A 19,431-nucleotide genomic window follows, 5' to 3' on the forward strand; every position below is an offset into this window, starting at 1 on the left:
CCTCATCGGACAACACAACTTCAACGGCACGAGGACCCCGAGACATGAAAACAGGCTACAGATTTAAGCCCGGGATTTCAGGCGCAGCACACTAGCAGGGCAGGGAGAGATCCTCCGGGAGGAGGACGACGCCTCGGACTTGCTCATTCCCGAGGTGCCGGAGCTGCGCGCACCGTTCCCCGCCGAGTACGCCGAGCTCTACATCCAAGACCATCTTGATGTCTGGCTGCCCTTCCGGTGGCAGCAGTTCCCGGGATGGTCCCAGCCGATGGCCAGCTACATCCAAGATCGAGTCACTCCAGCTCCACAGGAGTGGTGGAGAGAATTCGGCACGCTGGAAGAGAGTCTGGCGCTGCCGCTGTACCAGGCGATCAGAACGGACGACCCACCTGCTGCCGCAGCCTCACTCCTCCACATCAGCCAGCTGAGCCGCCACCGCATCGTGCGCGTCGCGGCGGCCGCCTCGCTCGTCAACCTCCGCACCACACTCTCCTGGCCGACCATCGAGGTTCTCGCCGAAGGCTGCTCATCTTCCGATGAGACGATCCAGCAACTGGCTGTAGACGCCCTGCTCCGTATCGCTCCCAGCCATCCGGCTCTCACCGCCCTGCGGGAACAGCAAGACCCGGGAGAAGAGAACGGCACCGACGAGGCTCACACCTCGATCATCGTGCCCGGAACATGGACCATGTTCAAACGGCCGTCGTGGTGGAGGCCAGGAGAACCACTCTTCTCCTACCTCCAAAAGGAACCCGGAGACAGCGAGCCCTCCGACGGAACCTTTGACCCGATCGGAAAAGACCTCTACGCCCAGGACAACTACTACCGCTGGCCCTCAGCTCTCACCATCAGCGACCGCGCAGCCGCCGCACACAAGATGGCCAACTGGGCGGTCCGCCACGGGTGCACCAACGGATTCACCAAGGTATTCGCGCACAGCCACGGCGGAAACGTCGCACTGCTCGCAGCAGCGCGGCACAAGGTCGACATCGACCTGCTCGTCATGATCGCGACACCGCCGCACGAACGCACCAGCTTGGAATGGGCAGCCATCTCACAGCACGTCAACCGCATCGTGTCACTGCGTCCTCGCTTCGACCTGGTCGTGCTGCTCGACCGTGCCTGGTCGCGTGTCAGAGGCATCCCTGTGACCGGCGAGTTCCCCGCCGAGCGCGTGACCAGCCTCAAGGTACCTGTGTGGTACGGGCATTCGGTGCTCACTCAGCCAGAGGTCTGGACGAAGCACCGCCTCGCGAGTGAGGTGGCTGCTGAGGGGGGAGACCGGTGGCCAGCCCCCAGCTGGCAGCCTCCACTGGTAAAGCGAGAGGGCAGCCAGCGAATCGCGGCAATGCAGTTCCCGGTTCTGAGCCGGTTCAAGCCGCCTCGAAACGCGCCGGGCGCCTGTTGAGGATGTTCCGCAGCTCCTGGACAGCACGCCCGTACATACAGGGTCTGTGCTGCCGGGTCGGTTCGTGTGTGAAGGGGCGACGGGCTGCACAGGTCGTACTGTGCAGCCCGTTCGCGCGTATCGGCGGTGGCGGCTCACGTCCGCAGCGGCACGACGACTCCTATGACGGCGAGGGGCAGTGTCATGACGCTGAGGGCCGCGATGCTTCCCCAGCCGATGGCCTTGTCGACGCGCCCTTTGACCAGGCGGGCGATGCCGCAGCCGATGAGGCGGCGAAGGCAGGGTGCACATGCCGAGCACGAGCACGAAGAACACCATCGTCGGGTCGTTCACGCCGCGTCCCGCTGCGTTCGGCGGGTGCCGGCCTTGGTGTGGAGCTGCTGGGGATCCAGATGCGCTTTTCCGGGCCGCGGCGTACAGGGCGTTACGGAAGCGCGTCTTGCGCATCCGAACGCCTCGGCCGTGAGGTGAGTGCCTGTTTGCAATGTCCGAGATCGAAGTGCTCTCGAGGGGCTGTGGGTCAGCACGGGCGTGACGTCGTGCGGGGTGTGTGCGTTGAACGGGTGACGTGTCAGCGTGGGCGTGTCGGCGGTCCGGGCTCTGTCTGCCCGGCGGAGGATCGGGCCGCGCCCCCTCACCTGGTTGGACCGGCCGGTGAAGAGCGGCCCCGGATGTCATGGCTGATCAGCCGGGGCCGCTTGTTTCTGCGGGGCTGCTGCTGGCTGGTGTCGCTCGCCGGGGTTCGTTTGTGCGGGAGGTTGCCTGGTACTCGTCCTGTGTGGCGTTGCGGTTTGGGACGAAGCTGTGAGCTGCGCTTGTGGGGCCGGCCGGTGGTCGGCCCCACAAGCGTGTCGGTGGTCCAGATGTGGTGTTTCTCTGTGCCGGGTTGGTCGTTGAGGGTGGCGTGACCGTAAGGGACGACGGCGGGTTTTTGGTGGTCTTCGCCTGGCTGACGGATGCGTACGGGCTCAAGGGCGAGGGCGGCGAAGGTGCTGTTCCCGTGGCGACGGACGTCGCGGGACGTGAGGTGCGCGCGGTGAGGTGTGCGGACGGGCTGGCGCAGTGGATGGGCCGGGTGCGGGTGGTGATAGTGCCGGTTGCGGTGCTTGTCGTGGCGTCCGCGCTGGTCGTGGCGTTGTGGTGAGGGCGCGTCAGGTGTGACGCAGCGCGGTGAAGCGGAATCGGTCAGGCGGCACCATGCAGGGGGCCAGGACCCGGTGGGGCTGGGACAGTGGAAGGTGGCGGCCGCCGCCGTTGGTCGGCGATGGCGGCGGCCGCCGGCGCGAGGATCCGCGTCTCCCCACAGACGCCGGCGGTCCTCGCGCGGGAGCGTCCTCGCGGCTGTGGGGCGTGCGGGAGTACGCCCCACTCGGAAACCGCCGCCAGGACGAAGGCCGTGGCCCGCAAGCGGCTCCCCCTGCGGGAACGCGGGTTCCGGCTGCCCGAGGTGTGCTGCCTCAGCGGGGCGCCTGCCCGGACCCCGGCCGGGCAATCGGGTTGGCGGGGCAGAATTGACCATTGCCCGTGCGGGCCGAGGTGATGACGGAGTCCTGGAGGACGATGTGCCGACGGCGACCCGCCCAGGGACGTGACGGCTGTGGGTCGCCGTGATGGTGACGGTCGTGACGGCCGCGAGATAGATGTTGTTCGTCAGGGCAACGGCGCTGGCTTTGTTCGCGAGGTTGGGCCGTCCGGTGTGCCCCATGTTGAGTGAGGGTGCAGCGGCTGCTTGAGCTCAGTGTGGCGGGTTCTATGCTCGGACGCATGATCGAGACTGAGCGGCTGCTCCTGCGGCCTCTGAAGGTTTCTGACGTCGACGTTTTCGTCGAGCTCCATGCCGACCCGCAGGTCAACCGCTTCGTCGGGTCCTACTCGCGTCACCAAGCACGGGAACGCCTGGCTGCGATCGAGCGGCAGTGGGCTGAGCGGGGCCACGGTCTGTGCGCGATCGAGTTGAAGTCGAGTGGGGAGTTCATCGGTCGAAGCGGTCTGCAGTACTGGGAACAGTTCGACGAGGTGGAACTGGGGTGGACCCTTCGAGCGGATCACTGGGGGCACGGGTATGCGACCGAGGCTGCTCAAGCGTGTCTGGACTGGGGGTTTGCCACCCTTGACGACGACTACTTCACGGCTCTGATGCGGCCGGGAAACGAGGCGTCGGTGAGGGTGGCCGAGCGCCTGGGGTTCGCGCCACGGCGAGAAGACCAACTGCAGGGCCGCCCCGTCACGGTGTATGCCGTTGATCGCCCGGCCGCTCTGCCCGCTGGTTGATGTGCCCCAGGAGCCATGACAGCAGGACTCTCCTCACTCACCCTGCGTACGCGACCACAAGCCGCGGACCAGAGCCCGTTCTCGCGAACAGAGCCAGGCCTGTCCGGCCCGTGCACCGAAACCATCAACACCCGGACCAGGAAGGCCGCTTGGCTCCAGGAATCGCCGCCCCGCGCCACGCTATCGAGCGCTACAGCCTCAGAGGTCAAAGACAGGTTCGGTACCTGATTCTGCGCTCGGGTGAGGCCGCTGGGGGCGTACGGCTGTCTCCACAAAACCGTTTGCAGTCCGGTCCGGGCCCTGGCTACGGTTCGCGCATGTCTGTTACGCCCCGTGTTTCTTAGCTCGGACACCAGCTTCGACGTCACCCTTGTGTCCTTGAGCTGTTACGGAGCGTAACTCCATTGAATACTCTTCGCGGTCCCGGCCTGTTCCGGAACCGGGACTTCTCGCTGCTGCTGAGCGGCCAGTTGGTCTCTGCTATCGGTGACCAGGCTCACTTCATGGCCCTGCCGCTGATCGTGCTGACCCTCACCGGGTCGGCCGCCCAAGCCGGGTTCGTACTTGGCCTCGGCACCCTTTCGTTCCTGGTGTTCGGTCTGATTGCCGGCGCCCTGGTCGACCGGTGGGACCGTAAGGCCACCATGATCTGGTGTGAGCTCGGCCGGGCCGTGCTCACCGCCGGCGTCGCCGCCGCGCTGTGGCTGAACAGGCTCACCATGCCCCAGCTGTATGCGACAGCGGTGCTTGTCGGGATCCTGACCACTGTCTTCCAGGTGGCCAACACGGCGGCGTTGCCCAACGTGGTCGGTCCGCGCCAGCTGTCCGCCGCACTCGGCTACTCGCAGGCCGCCGCCAGCGCGGTGGGCATCTTCGGAGCCTCACTCGCCGGTGCGCTCTACGCCGTGGGCAGGACCGTGCCGTTCGCCGTCAACGCGGTGTCCTTCGCGGTGTCCGCGGCGTCGCTGCGTTTGATGCGTGCTCGGTTCCAAGTGGACCGGCAGGACGTGCGGACGACGTCCCGGCTCACCACCGAGATCCGAGAGGGGCTCGGCTGGCTCTGGCGCCAGCCGGTCATCCGCTTCCTCACCCTGGTCTCGGCCGCTGACAAGGTACGTTACGGCGCCGGCTACCTGTTGATCATCACTCTCGCCGGGCAGGTGGGTGCCTCGCCGCTGTGGATCGGTGTCATCTTCAGCGGCGCGGCGGTCGGTGCCATGGCGGGGGCACTGGTCTCGGACAGGGCGACGCGCCGCTTCCCGCTGGGCCGGATCGCCGTGGTGATGCTGTGGCTGGAGGCATTGATGTTCCCGCTGTACGCGCTTGCGCCCAACCCGCTGCTGCTGGCAGCGGTCGCGGCCGCCGAGTCGCTGGTGGCCCCGATCTATGCGGTGGCCATGACCACCCACCAGCTGGCCATCACCCCCGATGAGCTGCGAGGCCGGGCCACGAGCGCGGTCTCCACGCTCACCACGGGAGCCTTGTCGATCGGCACACTCGCGGGCGGCGTCCTGATCACCACACTGGGTGCCAAACCGCTGGTCTGGCTCTGCGGAGCATGGCTGCTCATCCTGGCCTTCCTCACCACGGCCAACCGGGCCGTGCGGCAAGCACCGCCCGCGGGCGCGCTTCCACAGCCACAGGCCACCAGCGCGGCCAGGACCGCCGAAAGGACTGGCTAGCACCCAGCGCCGCGGCCACCGTTGATCGTCAGTGGGCGGAAGGACACTGACGGCTCAGCGGTGGCCGCTGCAGCGTCAGCCTGCTCCTGCGTCGACGCCAGCGACGTCGTCCTAGGAACAGGCGCAGAAGTCCTGCCATGCCTTGTCGGCCGACCCTCATCTCGCGAAGCGCAGCGGGACTGATTGTTCTCAAGGACGTGGTCATGCCCTTGGCGCGCACTGGCAGTGTGAGGAGACGGTCGGCGAAGAGCTCCTCGCCTACGCCGCCCCCGCTGAGATGGTTCAGGCCAGGGCCAGTAACAGCCTCGCCTGGGAAGGTGTACCGCTTGCCCAACTGCATCGCGGCGCGCCTGCGCCGCCCCTCTGACGTGCAGCACTACTGCGGGATGTATGACCACCTTCGGGCCCAGGCACTCGATCCTGACAGCAGCCGCGACTTCATCACCGATGCCATCGAGTCGTACATCGCCGTGGCGAGCCGGCCTCAAGCGGTTGTCGGTTCTGAGCCTTGAGACGGCATGGCTGGGTGTTGAGTGCCTGTTTGTCAATGTGAAGTCCCACGGGCTGTTGGACAGTTTGGTCCCGGCTGTTCCTGGACGGTCCCACGGCACTTTTGACGGTCTCGGCACATCCTGGACGGCCGTGGCTCGTTGGTCCTTCCGTGACGGAAACGCGTGAGCCGGAGCCGGTGGACGACCGGCGGTGGATGGCCGAGCACCGGTACCGGGCGGTGCTCCAAGTGCTGGACGGGGCCCCGGTCGCGCAGGTGGCCCGCCAGTTCGGTGCGTCGCGGCAGTCGGTGTACACCTGGGTCGAGCGGTACCACGTCGGCGGGCTGGACGCTCTGGTGGACAAGTCGCGCCGACCGCACGTCTCGCCGCACCAGGTGCCCGCCGAGGTCGAGGCACTGGTCTGTGAACTGCGCCGCTCCTATCCACGGTGGGGCGCTCGCCGGATCGTCCACGAGCTGGGCCAGCGTGGTCTGGTGCCGGTGCCCGGCCGGTCCACGGTGCACCGGATCCTTACCCGACAGGGGCTGATCAACCACCAGGAGCAGAACCACCGCCGCGTCTACCGCCGCTGGCAGCGCGACGCTCCGATGCAGTTGTGGCAGCTGGACATCATGGGCGGGGTGTTCCTGGCTGGCGGGCGCGAGTGCAAGCTGGTCACCGGCATCGATGACCACTCCCGGTTTATCGTGATCGCCAAGGTGGTCGCCGAGCCGTCCAGCCGCGCGGTGTGCACCGCCTTCGCCGAGGCCATGACCACCTACGGGGTGCCGTCGGAGGTGTTGACCGACAACGGCAAGCAGTTCACCGGCCGCTTCACCAAGCCGGTCCCGGCCGAGGTCCTCTTCGAGCGGATCTGCCGGGAGAACGGCATCACCGCCCGGCTGACCAAACCCCGATCACCGACCACCACCGGGAAGATCGAGAGGTTCCATAAGTCCCTGCGGCGTGAACTGCTCGATCATGTCGGTCTGTTCGTGGACCAGGCAACAGCCCAGGCTGCCATCGACGCCTGGGTGCATGGCTACAACCACAGCCGGCCGCACCAGGCACTCGACATGGCCGTGCCCGCCGCCAGGTTCCGCCCTGCGGCCAAGGACCCGCAGCAGGACCGGCACGAGGTCCACCTGCCCGAGCCGCAGGACAAGACCACGCCTGCGACGGTCGAGTTGCTGGCGCCGCAGCTGCCCGCGCTGCTGCCCTCACCGCGGCTGCCCGTCGACGAATCCCACATCAGGGCAGTGGAGTTCGAGGCGCTCATCTCGCCGATCGGCAGGCTGTGTCTGCCCTCCGGCCAGCAGCTGAAGTTCCCCGCCGCGCTGGGCGGACGCACCGCCACCGTCTGGGCTGATGAGCGCAGCATCCACGTCTTCATCGACGGCGAACTCGCCCGCACCCGCACCTCCCAGTTCACCGCTGCCGACCTGAAGGCGCTGGTGCAGCGCGGCGGGCGGATTGCCGGCCCCGAACCAGCGACACCCGCCCTGCCCGACGGGCCGCAGGCCCCGCTCGTGGTCGAGGTCGATCGGCTGGTCGGCCGGGACGGCGACGTCGGCCTCGGCGGGCAGCGCGTCAAGCTCGCGGCCCAGCTCGCCGGACAGCAGGTCACCCTGCGGTTCGACGGCCAGCTGATGCATGTCATCGCCGACGGCCGCATGGTCAAGACGCTGCCCGCGCCCATCCCACCGGAGCAACGAGCGCAGATCAGCGGAGTCCGCAGCCCGCGCACGGCGATCATCCCTCCTTCGGCGCAGGCCCTGCAGGCTCAGCGCAAAGTGCCGGTGGACGGCGTGGTGATGGTCGGCGGCCAGCGCCTGCGGATCGGCCGGGCTCACGCCGGGAAAGCCGTGACCATCCTCATCGAGGACACCGTCTTCCGCGTCCTGGACGGTGACGTCGAACTGTCCACCCATGCCCGCACCAGCGACAAGCCGATCAGGCAGTTCAAGGCGGTCGCGCGCACGAGGAAGTAGCGACTGTCCAGCATCTACCGGTGACGTCCAGCGTCTCCTGGGACCAAACTGTCCAAGATCTCGCGGGACCTCACACCGTCAGACACCGAGGTTGAAGATCACGTCTACACGAGTTTGTTCACGACCGGCGAATAACTGCGACTCCACCTTGCGGCAGACATCGGGACCGGCCTACGGCCCCAGGTTCCCTCAACCCAACTGCGCCCGGCCCGCAATCCTCGGGAACTCGGCAACTGAACTGTACTGACTGTGTGGGGCGTCGCTTGGGGCGCGGCGCCAGGAGGGGTGGAGTACGGTCCGGGCTGCGCCGGGATCGGGCAGGTGGTCCTGCTGGCGGAGGAAGGTACGGGCCGCGGTCAGGACGCGCTGCTCGGTGGGGTGGTACGGAGCGCTGCCGGCTCATCGAGGACCGGATGAACTGCGTCAGTGCGGTCTCGACCTCGGCTTCCAGCGTCGTCGCGCGGACACGGGCGGCGACCGCGGCGACATCCCCCGCTCCCGCGCAGCCGCACGGGCCGTCTCCCGCCGGACCTGCTACGCCAGCGCCTGCTCACGGCGCCATACGAAGTCCACCGCCTCGATCGGCGTGCCCACGTCGGCCCTGTCCTATGCGGACGCATCTGCTGATTTATCGGGCACCCTGGGCGTAGGAAAGTGATATCGGTGGCTCGCCGGGGGGAAAGCTGTGTCGGAAACGGGGCTGTCGTGGAGCGCGAGACTGGCTGGCATATGGGGGCGCGCGGAGTCGACCGTCACGAAGATTGTTCTCGCCGTTGTCTTCGCTCTGGGTCTGGTCGCCCAGTTCGTGAAGCCCGTCGGTGACGCGTTGCAGGACAAGGTCTACCTGGGCGGGGCACTACTTACCGCGGTGGGCTACGTGCTCTACAGCGAGGTGCAGCGCCTGAACGCGGTGCACACGACGCACCAGGAGACAGAGCAGTCCCTGGCCGCCACGGTGCGTCGCCTCGAAGACGAACTGCAGCGGCTGAACCAGGTTCTGCGTCCTCGGGTCACGCCCGCGGTGTTGCAAACCGAGATCCGGCAGGCGCTCGAAGCCGGGGGAGAGGTGCACTTGGCGGCGATGAGCTTCACCGGCGAGACGTTCGTCAATCTGGTGAAGTCCATGCTGTACAACCTGAGCAGGGATCCCTCACGGAGATTGCAGTTGCGCGTTCTGGTACCGGATTTCACAGAGGAGATCGACGTCCCCGGCCAGGTGGGCGCCGGAGGTAGGATCGGCGACGCTCCAGAGTTCCGTGAGCAACTGAGGCGCATGGTCGTGGAGCACGAACTAAGACTGAAGGCCCACATAGGGCGGATGGCCGCGCGCGGCCAGGGAACACTCACGGTCGAGTTCCGCGTGCTGCATGTGTCACCGATGCGCAAGCTCTACTTCATCAACACCGATGTGGCGTATGAGGGGCTCTACGACAAGCTGGATCTGCGCCCTGACCCGGACTGTGCTGCAGCTCCTGGACCGGACCCGGCCGAAGGCGATCTCCTGGACATCCTCGGCGGCTCTCGGCTGGACCGCTGGTCCCTGGACAACGGCGAACAAGATCGGAAAAACCTCGCCCGCTGCCGGGAGTTCTTCGAGACACTCTGGCAGGGAGCCCGCGCACTGACGCCGACAACGCCGCCCCCAAGTCGGCCAGACGTCTCCTGAACCGCTACGTAAGACCGCCGCCGACCCGTACCCCGTGCCCGCCGGACCGGTGCCCACCCGGGAACCGCCTCCGACGGCTACTACCAGGCGCTCGCCGCGCCGAGCAGCCCGGCCCGAGCGCACGTCGACCCGGTGATCGCCGAAGCGATCGAGCCACAGATCCGAGCCCTGCGCGAACTACTGGCGGTACAGGAATTGGCCCTCGTTCAATGACATTTGTGCAGGTCAGGGCCGCGACGCAGATCCAGCCGAGGCGTTGGGGTCGATTTGGGGTCGAATCTGCTTGCGGATTACTTTCGTAATCGGTGATTCGCTCGGCCGACCCCCCGTTCCCACACCGGACCGCGCTGGGGTCCTGGCAGCAAACAACGTCAGAGACAACGATGTGGCCGTGATCAACGGCTGCCAGGTGTGGAGGGCGTAGAAGGTCCCCTCCGCTGTCCCGCTCCTGGTCCGGGACAGCGGAGGCGATCACCCGCAGGTGGACCTCGGTGATGATCAGGCTCACTGACGGCCGTGCTCGTCGCCCTCGCGGTAGAGGACTAGGTGCTCGTGGAAGAGAACACCGTCGCGGACGTCTCCGGTGGCGGTGAAGCCGGTGTCGTCGACGTAGTCGATGTGGTTGCCGGTGACGGTGTAGCTGCCGGTGTAGGCGCTCCGTCGGGTGGCGCGGGCCTCGTCGTAGCGGCCGTCGGGCAGGAGTTCCTGGCGGATGAACCCGTCCGCGGTCACCCACATCCCGACGTACGGGTGCGGGGCGCGGGGCGTGTCGTTGCTGGTCATGGCTCTACGATCGCGCCGTCGGGTGGCGGCAACCAGGCCGCCGTCTCCCCAGGTGAGGGCTTCCTGGGTGCCGCGCACCCAGCATCGCGAGCCCCGGGGCCCTTCATGTCGTGCGGCAGCGGCGCGGGCTGTCCGGGTCCTTCACCATGGCCCCGCCATCGTACGCGGCGGGACGGATCGTGGGTGCCGGACACCTGGGATAACGGCGGCCTGGTTCCGATTCCACTGTGCGACGAACCTGGTGGTCAGGCAGCCGCTGTAGCTGCCGAACACTCGCCTTGGACCTGCACCGGCGCTCATTTCGCGCAGTGGGGAAACCGATGAGGCGACTCCACTGAGGAGCATGGAATGAGCATCACCGACACCGGCACCGCGCGCTGGAACCCCAAGGCCCTCGACGAGATCCTCTCGAACGACGAAGGGCGTCCCGTCCTGTTCACCAACGCCCGCATCCTGACGATGCACCCGCTGATCGGGACCATGACCGGCGCCGACCTCCTGTTCGTCGGCTCCCTGCTCGTGGGCGTCGGCCCGGGCATCATTACTGCTGCGGGGGACGACAACGCCATCGTCGTCGACTGCACCGGTATGACCATCGCTCCCGCCGTCGTCGACAACGTCGCCCTGGCCGGTGGCCGCGGCCACCGCTCGGAGTACGTCGCGACGCTGACCCCGGGCAACACCACCGACTTCCTGGTGGTGCCCGACGAGTTCGCCGCCGACGTGCCGAGCGCCGTGGCCGCGCTCATGACCTCGCCGGAGCAGGTCCGCGCGCTCGTCGCTGCCGGCAGGCCGGTTCTGTGGGCCGGCGCGGACGTTCCCGGCCGGGCCACCGCTCCCGAGGCGGGCATCCCGGCCGCAGCGGACCTGACCGGCAGCCCGCGCGTCGGCGTCTGGATCGACAGACACGACTTCCTGCACCAGGAGCTCACGGCCGACGGCCGCTACGACGAGACCCGGGGCGGGCGCCCGCACGCCTACCAGGGCCGGTACTGGATCGACGGCGACCGCATCGACTACCTGGACGACCTCGGTTTCTGGGCCTACGGGGAGTTCCAGGGCGACGAGCTGCACCACGCGGGCTACGTCATGAAGCTCGGCTGACCCTTCCCCCGGTCGACGCCCCACGTCCCGATCCTGGGTGCGGGACACCTGGGGAAACCGCGGCCTGGTTGCCGCAGCGGGCGCGATCGAGGCTGGTGTTCGAACAGCCTCGGCCGCCCCCGGCCCCCCGACCTCCCAGACCTCTCCGGCGGACGACCCATCCTCCAGGCTCTCTCCCCCGTAAGAAAGAAGACCTCTCATGAACGTCAACGACACCACCAGCGCAGCCGTGCTCGAAGAGCTCCGGCGCCGGCCCGCCGACCGGCGGCGCATCCTGTTCACCGGCGCGACCATCGTCACCATGGACCCCGACCTCGGCGTCATCGACGGCGGCGACCTCCTCGTCGAGGGCGACACGATCACCGCAGTCGGCCGCGACCTCGACGCCGGTGATGCCGTGGTCGTCGACGCCACCGGCACAGTCCTCGCCCCCGGCTTCGTGGACACCCACCGGCACGCCTGGGAGGCCCAGTTGCGCCGGATCATGCCGGACGTCGACGACCTCGGCGGCTACGTCATGGCCACCCTGGCCGGCTACGCCACGGTCTACCGGCCCGAGGACATGTACATCGGCACCAGACTGGCCGCCCTGACCGCGATCGACAGCGGCATCACGACGATGCTCGACTTCTCCCACAACTCCCGCACCCGTGAACACTCCGACGCCGCCGTCGAGGCCCTCGTCGACACCGGCATCCGCGGCGTGCACGCCTCCATGGGCCCGCACTTCGGCGAGTGGGACCGGCAGTGGCCCGGCGACCTGGCCCGCGTCAAGGGCCAGTACTTCAGCAGTGACGACCAGTTGCTCACGCTGCGTCTGGCGACCCTGGCCACCGACGAGATCGCCGGACCGGCGCTCGCCTACGGACCCGAACTCGCCAGTGTCGCAAAGGAGTTGGGTATCGGGGTGAGCGTGGACGCCGTCTTCGGCACATCCGGCTCCGAGGCAGTCCTGGGCTGGGCCAAGGACGGCATACTCAGCCCCGACGTCACCCTCATCCACTCCACCGGGCTGACCTCCGAGGCATGGAAGGCGATGGGAGAGACCGGAACCACTGTGGCGCTCGCCCCCACGTCCGACGCGCAGATCGGCCTGGAGACCGCGATCCCCGCCGTCGACGAGGCCCTGTCCGTCGGCATCCGCCCCGGGCTGAGCATCGACGTCGAAGTCGCCCTGGCCAGCGACATGTTCACGCAGATGCGGGCCCTGCACGCCATCCAGCGGATGCGCGCGGTCAACGCCGCCTACGGCACCGACCAACAGCCCTCCCGCATCACCACCCACGACGTCCTCGACTTCGCCACCCTCCAGGGCGCCCGCACCAACGGCCTGGCCAGCGTCACCGGCTCACTCACCGTGGGCAAGAAGGCCGACCTGCTGGTCATCCAGGCCGAGGACCTCAACAACATGCCGCTCAACGACCCGATCGGCACGATCGTGCTGGGCTCCGACGCCCGCAACATCAGCGCCGTCCTCATCAACGGCGAACCCCGCAAGTGGGACGGCATGGTCCTCGACGTCGACCTGGCCGCCCTGCGCGGCGAGGTGCACGCCTCCCGCGAGTACGTGCTGAACACCCCGGCCGCCTGAACAGCCCCCACCCGCCAGCCAGTTCCCACGATCGTCCCCCGGCCGTCCCTCCACAGCCGGGGGCACCCATCGCATCCCGGTGGCACCTCATCGGCCGATCGTGCCGCGCGCAAACACGTGGGGCGGCGAGCAGACGCCCCCTTTCCTGGAGTTCCCATGTTCCACCCCGCTCCCGCCACTTCACCCCGACACATAGCGACCGCGCCCAGCATTTCGGGCCAGCCGACTTCCTGGGCGCCCGCCGCGCCGACCATCGCGCTGCTGACCGCGCTCGGCGTCCTGATGGTCGGCCAGATGTACACCGTCCTGGCCCTGCTGCACCCCATGGCCACCGCGCTCGGCACCACACCGGAGCAGGTCACCTGGACCGCGACGGCGTTCGGCTTCGCCTACGCCGCCGGATTCCTCCTCGCCGGTCCCCTCTCGGACCGCTACGGATCGCGTGCCGTGATCACCACCGGCCTCGTGGCCGCCACGGCAGCCACCCTGGCGGTCAGCGCCGCTCCCGACCTCCCCACGGCCATCGCTCTGCGTAGCGTGCAGGGACTCACCGCCGCGACCTTCGCGCCCGCCGCGCTCTCCTACGCCGTCCACCACATCGCGCCACAGCGCCGCGGCACCGCCCTTACCTGCATCACCAGCGGCATGTTCGCCGCCGCCGTGCTCCTGCAGATCGGCGCCCAGGCCGTCGCGGCCGGGCTCGGCTGGCGCGCGGTCTTCTGGATCAGTGCCGCACTCATGGCCCTGAGCCTGATCCCGGTGCGCCGCGTGCTGCGGCCCACGCTCCGCCACGACACCGGGGGCGGGCTGCGCCAGGCGTTCGCGGCGATGCCGCGGCTGCTACGCCGACCTCGTCTGGTCGCCCTGTACCTGTCGACCGTGGCCCTGATGTCCGCCTTCGTCGCCGTTTACACGGCGGTGGCCATCGCCGGACCGGCCGGCATCGCCGGGAACTCCTCCGCGATCCTCGCCCTGCGGGCCAGCGCACTGCCTGCCCTGGTCGCCGTCCCCGTGCTCGCCCCCGTACTCCAGCGCCTGGCCGCACCCCTGCGCGCGGTCCTCGCCTTCGCGCTGGCGGCCCTCACCGTCGCGGTCGGCTCCTTCCTCGGCGGCCACACCGTACTGCTGGCCATCGCCCTGCTGCTGTTCGTGGCTGCTGTCGCGGCAGCGGCACCCGCCGTTGTCGAAACCATCAACGCAAGCGCCCCGCACGCCCGCGGCGCGGCCGTCGCCCTCTACGGATGCAGCATGTTCATCGGCGCCAGCCTGGGCCCGCAGCTCACCGGCGCGCTGACCGGCCTGGGCTTCGGCGGCATTCTGCGCATGGTCGCCGCCGGGCTCGTCCTGGGCGTCCTCCTGGCTCTGCCCGCGCTCCGCCACCATCGCGCCGAATGACCCCGCGCCCCTCCCTGGGGGACACCACGACCCGCACATCAACGCACAGGCCGCCAGACGGCAGGAAGAGGAAGCGAAGCCATGAGCACCCACGACAGCACGAAGGACCGGCAGGAGCGTTTCGACCACGGCATGGCCGTACTGTCGAGCATCGACGGCGAGAGCGGACAGAAGGTCATCGACTCGCTGGCCGACATCTCCCCCGAGCTGGGCCACCAGGTGGTCGCCTGGGCATTCGGCGAGATGTACAACCGCCCGCAACTGGCCCCGCGGGACCGCCAACTGGTCACCCTGGGCATGCTGACAGCCCTGGGCGGCTGCGAGCCGCAACTCGACGTCCACATCAACGCAGCCCTCAACGTCGGCCTGAAGCCCGAGGAGATCGTCGAGGCACTGCTGCACGCCGCCGTCTACTGCGGCATGCCCAAGGCCCTCAACGCCACCTTCGTCGCCAAGAAGGTCTTCACCGAGCGCGGCGTCTCAGCCCACCCGGACTCCGAGGAACGCAGCTCCTGAGAACGCCGTAGCCCGGCTCCCCTGTAAGTCGGGGCGCGACCGTTGAGCCAGGAACACGAACGCAGAGCCTCACCCCTGGTGGTGTCCGGGACGGCGTGCACAGCAGAGGTATCGATATGGAAAGCCTGCAACTGATCGTTGTCATCGCCGTCGGTGTCCTGGCGATGGGCTGGCTGTCGCGCCGTACGGGCCTGAGTGAACCGCTTCTGCTGCTCGGCGCAGGCTGCCTCGTGGGACTGACACCGCCCTTCGCCTCGTTCGCCCTGTCCCCCAATGTCGTCCTGTTCCTCTTTCTTCCCGCCCTGCTGTACTGGGAGTCGCTTACCTCCTCGGTGCGCGAGATCCGCAACAACTTCCGCAGCATCGCCCTGCAGTCCACCGGGCTGGTCCTGGCCACCGCCGTCGCTGTCGCAGCCGTCGCCCACGCGTTGGGCTACAGCTGGCCCATCGCCTTCGTCCTCGGCGCCGTCCTGGCTCCCACCGACGCCGCGGCCGTCGCCGCCCTCGCCAAGGCCATGCCCCGCCGCATCCTGACCGTGCTGCGCACCGAAAGCCTGCTCAACGACGGGACCGCTCTGGTCCTGCTGGCCGTGACCATCGAGGTCGTCACCGACGAGCAGCCCTTCTCCTGGTCCGGCACAGCGCTCGCCTTCGTCGCGTCCTACGCTGGCGGAATCCTGATGGGCGCTGCCATCGCATTGTTCCTGATCCCGGTCCGGCGCCGGCTGCCCGAACCTCTGCTCCACAGCGTGCTGAGCGTCGCCACCCCCTTCCTCGCCTACCTGCCCGCCGAACTCCTGCACGTGTCCGGGGTCCTCGCCGTCGTCACCTGCGGCCTCGTGACCAGCCGGTTCGGCCCTCGCTTCATCGGTTCCGACGCCCGCATCCAGGCCATCGCCTTCTGGGAAGTGGCCAGCTACCTGCTCAACAGCGCGCTGTTCATCCTCGTCGGCATCCAACTGCCCGCCGCGGTCAGGGCATTGACCTCAGTCACCCTGGCGCAAGCGATGATCGCCGCCGTGGCCGTGAATGTCGCGGTGTTCGGGACACGGCTGGCGTGGTTCTATTCGATCCCCTATCTGGTCAGGTTGCTGGACCGGCGGCCTCAGCAGCGCGACCGCCGTATCACCGCCCCTCAGCGCCTGCCTCTGGCGTGGGCGGGGATGCGCGGAGGCATCTCACTGGCCGCGGCGCTTACCGTGCCCGCCGCGACCGCCGAGGGACAAGTTGTCGGGCAACGCGACGCCGTCGTGTTCATCACAGCCGTCGTCATCGTCGTCACGCTTGCGCTCCTCGGTCCCACGCTGCCGACCGTGGTCCGCCATGCCCGCTTTCCCCAGGACGAGGACAGGACCGCGGAACTCACCCTCGCCCGCTGCCACATGAGCAGTGCCGCGCTACGCGCCCTGCCGGAGCTGGCACAGCAGTTCGAGGTCCCCGAAGCGGACACCCTGCGCATGGTCCGGGACATCGAAGACCGTGCGGCCTCCGCGCCCGACTCCACGCGACGCCGAGAGAGCGTGCGGCGCCTCGAACTCGCCTTGCTTCAGGTCAAGCGCGACACGCTCACCAACCTGCGCGATGCCGGCCGTATTGACGACATCGTCCTGCGCACCGTTCAGGAAGTGCTCGATGTGGAGGAGGTCCGGCTGGGGAGAAGGACGAATCACCCAGCGCCGAAGTCCTCCCGGGAGGACCCCGCGCACCCCTAGGAGGACGACGGAAGGTCCCGTGCGGCTCGGGGCCCTCGATCGGCACCTGGTGCGAGTCTCCAGGCTCGGCCGTTCCTGGCGCCGTTGCCGCCTACGCTCGGAGCTTCAGCCGGTCATCCCCCGCTGCCTGAAAGGTGCTTGTCACAGTCATGCGAACAACGAGCCATCCGAGCGGGCGTGCACAGCTGTCCAGGCAGGCGGCTGCCTTGGCGACAGCCGCGGCCCTGCTCGGCGCCTGCGGTGAGTCCGTCGGCGGAGCACCTCCACGACCCACGGGCAGACCCTCGGTCACGTCGTGTGTGACGCCGTCGGGGAATCTGCTGGCCGACATCGACGGTGACGGCCTGGGAGACCGTGTCTCCGATCCCTCACAGACCGGTGCTCGACTGACCGTCGCGTTCGGTGACGAGGCGGGCTACGGCACGCCGGTCGGGGTGAGGAAGCTGGTCAGCGCTCCGGCGCCGGAGAGGAAGACGTGCTGGCAGCGGTGGCCGACTTCAACGGCGACGGCTGGAGCGACCTGGTCGTCGTGGCCACCGGCCAGAAGCAGGGAGACGATGCGATCGAGCCGACCGTGGCCGAACTGGTGTCGGGCCCCTTCTCGGGCTCCGGCAGGGGACAGCACACCCGGCATCTCGACCTCGGCGAGACACGTGGCATCGCCGTGGCCGACTACGATCACAACCCCTACCCCGACCTGGCGGTGTTCAGTTACGCCGGAGACGGGGTCTATCAGACGGAGGCCCGCCTCGGCGACGGGGACACGGGACTCGCTGACGCGACCGCTGACTCAAGCAGGTACAGGGTCTACGCGGATCAGACCGATGACGACACCCCGAGCAACATGCCCGGCTCGGGCCTGAGCACGTTCTACCCGAAGTGCGGAAAGGCCGGTAGCCGGGGCTGAACACCATTCATGTCCTGAGCGGCCGGGATTCCCGCCACGGGTGCGCGGTGGGGCGTCGGCCCAGAGTATGGGTGTGCCGGCCGCCACCTGCCGAGGAGGTGTCGGCAGCTCCCTGCGGCTGCCCTACGGCCGGCCCGGCCGCGTGCGGGGAACGGAACCAGGCCTGCCATTTGCCCAGGTGTACGGCACCCACCTCCTGCGCCAGAACCGCTCGTCAGCCCGCGGCGGCGGTGAGCGCTCCCAGGGCGCTGGCCTGGGTACGCCAGTCGGTCTGGTTCGGGCCGGTGCCGGCCCAGCGTTGACCGACGGCGTTGAGGGAGCTGCGGTCCCGCGCCCACAGCGTGTCCGCCTGCTTCTGGATGTACGCCTGGTAGGTGCTGGAGTCGGTGGCCTTCGCGAGGTCGGCGAAGTGCCGCATGAAGATGCCCTTGAACTGCTTCTGGTTGTCGTCGCAGGACGCCGAGCCGAGGTCGCAGGACTCGGTGAGCACTCCGCCCCGGGTCAGCGCCGGGCTGCTGACGGCGGCATCTGCCAGGGTTCGTGCGGTGGTCAGCAACGAACTGTCACCGGTCGCCTTCCACAGCTCGGTGAAACCGCCGATGGCCAGTCCCTGGTTGTAACTCCACACGGTGCTGTCGTTGTTGGCGCAGGCCGAGGTGAGCCCGTCGTTCACCAGCCCCGAGGAGTTGATCATCCCGCTGGCCCGGTACCAGGCGGCGGCCGTCTTTGCCCGCTGAAGCCACACCGTGTCGCCCGGGATGCGCTGATGCAGGGCCGTGGTCAGCCAGAGGTACTGCCCGTTCGTCACCGCGTTCTTGTAGGTCCGCTCGCGGTCCCACCACACGCCACCGCCGCAGGTGCCGGGATCCCAGTACTGCTGCACGTAGTTGGCGATGGTGACGGCCTCGGCGAGGTAGCGGGCGTCGCCGGTGTAGTCGTACGCGTCGAGCCATGCGATGGCCCACCAACCGGCGTCGTCGATGGCCCGGCTGATGAAGTGCCCCTCGATCGCGTCCGAACTGCGCACTCCGGCGGGGAAGACGCCCTTGTTCTGATCGAAGGTGCGCGCGATGGCCCAGTCGTAGTCGTGCCTGCCGGTCGTCCTCGCGAAGTCGATGACGGACGTGAGGGTGGCGGCGGAGTTCCACCAACTGCTGGGCCACCAGCCGTTGTAGGGGTCGTACGAGGTCATCAGCGCGTCCGCCGCTGCGCGCGCCCTGGTCGGCGCGGGCCTGACCCACGTGGTGCAGCTGCCCTCGTTGTGACCGGCCTCGCGGCCGCAGGCGCGGACGGCGCCGCCGTAGAGGAGGCCGCGTGGGTCGCGGGTGGCGTACATGGCGGTACGGGTGCCGGTGGCGCCCGACGGGGTGCTGGTACGGCCGAGCGAGGAGCCGCCGGGCCAGGTCGCGCCGCCGTCCCAGGAGCGGTCGAGCCAGATCTCGTCGCCCGCGCCACCGGATTCGATGGTGGCCCAGGCCATGGAGTTCTTCTGGTCCACGTGCAGTCGGACCGTGCGGCCGTAGATGGTCGTGGACGGCACCGGCTGGTCGTCGCCGGCCGCCTGGCCGGCGCTGGTGCCGTCGCAGAGGGTGTCGCAGACGGTGGGGTAGACCCAGTTCGTGCAGCCGACGGAGGCGGCGTCGCCGCAGGCCCGGACCAGTCCGCGCCGGTGGTTGCGGGGGTCGGTGATGCTGTACATCAGCGTTCTGGTGCCGGTCCAGGTGCTCGGGATGCTCGCCTTGCCGAGCAGTCCTTCCCAGGTGGCGCCGCCGTCCCAGGAGCGGTCCAGCCATACCGCGTCGCCGGGCACGCCGTCGTCGATGCTGGCCCACGTCATGTCGTCCGCGTCGGAGACATGCAGTTGGACACGACGGCCGTTGAGGTTCTTGGTCGGTACTGGAAACGTTTCCTCTC

At 68.6% G+C, this 19,431-nt stretch carries 15 protein-coding genes; 13 read left to right on the forward strand and 2 right to left on the reverse strand.

What is annotated here, in order from left to right; genetic code table 11:
• The first annotated feature begins 139 nt into the window (after positions 1-139).
• The 7 genes from ACFY0U_RS44770 (at position 140) to ACFY0U_RS44800 (ending at position 9,509) form a co-directional block, all read left to right on the forward strand.
• On the forward strand, positions 140-1,408 hold the full coding sequence (locus ACFY0U_RS44770; RefSeq protein WP_388646126.1) for a hypothetical protein: 1,269 nt from the start codon (positions 140-142) through the stop codon (positions 1,406-1,408).
• A gap of 904 nt (positions 1,409-2,312) precedes the next feature.
• On the forward strand, positions 2,313-2,552 hold the full coding sequence (locus ACFY0U_RS44775) for a hypothetical protein (protein WP_388646127.1): 240 nt from the start codon (positions 2,313-2,315) through the stop codon (positions 2,550-2,552).
• Positions 2,553-3,172: 620 nt separating this feature from the next.
• Positions 3,173-3,679 (forward strand): GNAT family N-acetyltransferase, encoded by a 507-nt coding sequence (locus ACFY0U_RS44780; RefSeq protein WP_388646128.1) that lies wholly within the window; start codon positions 3,173-3,175, stop codon positions 3,677-3,679.
• 404 nt (positions 3,680-4,083) lie between these two features.
• Positions 4,084-5,361: an MFS transporter gene (locus tag ACFY0U_RS44785; protein WP_388646130.1), complete on the forward strand. Its 1,278-nt coding sequence runs from the start codon at positions 4,084-4,086 to the stop codon at positions 5,359-5,361.
• 326 nt (positions 5,362-5,687) lie between these two features.
• Positions 5,688-5,873 carry a hypothetical protein gene (locus ACFY0U_RS44790; protein WP_388646132.1) on the forward strand — a complete coding sequence of 62 codons (186 nt, stop codon included), beginning with the start codon at positions 5,688-5,690 and terminating at the stop codon, positions 5,871-5,873.
• Positions 5,874-6,067: 194 nt separating this feature from the next.
• Positions 6,068-7,843: an IS481 family transposase gene (locus ACFY0U_RS44795; protein WP_388646160.1), complete on the forward strand. Its 1,776-nt coding sequence runs from the start codon at positions 6,068-6,070 to the stop codon at positions 7,841-7,843.
• Positions 7,844-8,528: 685 nt separating this feature from the next.
• Positions 8,529-9,509, forward strand: coding sequence for an ATP/GTP-binding protein (locus tag ACFY0U_RS44800; RefSeq protein ID WP_388646134.1), 981 nt, complete (start codon positions 8,529-8,531; stop codon positions 9,507-9,509).
• Between the two features lie 504 nt (positions 9,510-10,013).
• On the opposite strand, the gene ACFY0U_RS44805 is transcribed toward ACFY0U_RS44800, so the two are convergent.
• The gene (locus ACFY0U_RS44805; protein WP_388646135.1) at positions 10,014-10,292 is read right to left on the reverse strand and encodes an Atu4866 domain-containing protein; all 279 of its coding nucleotides are present in this window, start codon (positions 10,290-10,292) and stop codon (positions 10,014-10,016) included.
• Between the two features lie 348 nt (positions 10,293-10,640).
• On the opposite strand from ACFY0U_RS44805, the gene ACFY0U_RS44810 reads away from it, so the two are divergent.
• The 6 genes from ACFY0U_RS44810 to ACFY0U_RS44835 all read left to right on the forward strand — a co-directional run bounded on the left by ACFY0U_RS44810 (position 10,641) and on the right by ACFY0U_RS44835 (position 17,517).
• On the forward strand, positions 10,641-11,396 hold the full coding sequence (locus tag ACFY0U_RS44810; RefSeq protein WP_388646137.1) for an Atu4866 domain-containing protein: 756 nt from the start codon (positions 10,641-10,643) through the stop codon (positions 11,394-11,396).
• Positions 11,397-11,595: 199 nt separating this feature from the next.
• Positions 11,596-12,987, forward strand: coding sequence for an amidohydrolase family protein (locus ACFY0U_RS44815; RefSeq protein WP_388646139.1), 1,392 nt, complete (start codon positions 11,596-11,598; stop codon positions 12,985-12,987).
• Between the two features lie 156 nt (positions 12,988-13,143).
• Positions 13,144-14,382, forward strand: coding sequence for an MFS transporter (locus ACFY0U_RS44820; protein ID WP_388646140.1), 1,239 nt, complete (start codon positions 13,144-13,146; stop codon positions 14,380-14,382).
• A gap of 81 nt (positions 14,383-14,463) precedes the next feature.
• A complete protein-coding gene (locus ACFY0U_RS44825) occupies positions 14,464-14,898 on the forward strand; it encodes a carboxymuconolactone decarboxylase family protein (protein WP_388646142.1) in 435 nt (144 codons plus the stop codon).
• Between the two features lie 116 nt (positions 14,899-15,014).
• Entirely contained in the window at positions 15,015-16,610 is a 1,596-nt protein-coding gene (locus ACFY0U_RS44830; protein ID WP_388646144.1) for a Na+/H+ antiporter, read from the forward strand.
• A gap of 475 nt (positions 16,611-17,085) precedes the next feature.
• Positions 17,086-17,517 (forward strand): FG-GAP-like repeat-containing protein, encoded by a 432-nt coding sequence (locus ACFY0U_RS44835; protein WP_388646145.1) that lies wholly within the window; start codon positions 17,086-17,088, stop codon positions 17,515-17,517.
• 214 nt (positions 17,518-17,731) lie between these two features.
• Here ACFY0U_RS44835 and ACFY0U_RS44840 read toward each other — a convergent pair whose 3' ends face one another.
• Positions 17,732-19,354 (reverse strand): glycoside hydrolase family 76 protein, encoded by a 1,623-nt coding sequence (locus tag ACFY0U_RS44840; RefSeq protein WP_388646162.1) that lies wholly within the window; start codon positions 19,352-19,354, stop codon positions 17,732-17,734.
• Positions 19,355-19,431 lie beyond the last annotated feature (77 nt).

The sequence above is a fragment of the Streptomyces sp. NPDC001536 genome (assembly GCF_042894505.1).
GTDB lineage: Bacteria > Actinomycetota > Actinomycetes > Streptomycetales > Streptomycetaceae > Streptomyces.

Bases quoted from the DNA above. Each gene is read 5' to 3' on its own strand.
- ACFY0U_RS44815 (WP_388646139.1), top strand. From the start codon at position 11,596: ATGAACGTCAACGACACCACCAGCGCAGCCGTGCTCGAAGAGCTCCGG.
- ACFY0U_RS44820 (WP_388646140.1), top strand. From the start codon at position 13,144: ATGTTCCACCCCGCTCCCGCCACTTCACCCCGACACATAGCGACCGCG.
- ACFY0U_RS44810 (WP_388646137.1), top strand. From the start codon at position 10,641: ATGAGCATCACCGACACCGGCACCGCGCGCTGGAACCCCAAGGCCCTC.
- ACFY0U_RS44840 (WP_388646162.1), bottom strand. From the start codon at position 19,354: ATGACGTGGGCCAGCATCGACGACGGCGTGCCCGGCGACGCGGTATGG.
- ACFY0U_RS44805 (WP_388646135.1), bottom strand. From the start codon at position 10,292: ATGACCAGCAACGACACGCCCCGCGCCCCGCACCCGTACGTCGGGATG.
- ACFY0U_RS44795 (WP_388646160.1), top strand. From the start codon at position 6,068: ATGGCCGAGCACCGGTACCGGGCGGTGCTCCAAGTGCTGGACGGGGCC.
- ACFY0U_RS44830 (WP_388646144.1), top strand. From the start codon at position 15,015: ATGGAAAGCCTGCAACTGATCGTTGTCATCGCCGTCGGTGTCCTGGCG.
- ACFY0U_RS44780 (WP_388646128.1), top strand. From the start codon at position 3,173: ATGATCGAGACTGAGCGGCTGCTCCTGCGGCCTCTGAAGGTTTCTGAC.
- ACFY0U_RS44825 (WP_388646142.1), top strand. From the start codon at position 14,464: ATGAGCACCCACGACAGCACGAAGGACCGGCAGGAGCGTTTCGACCAC.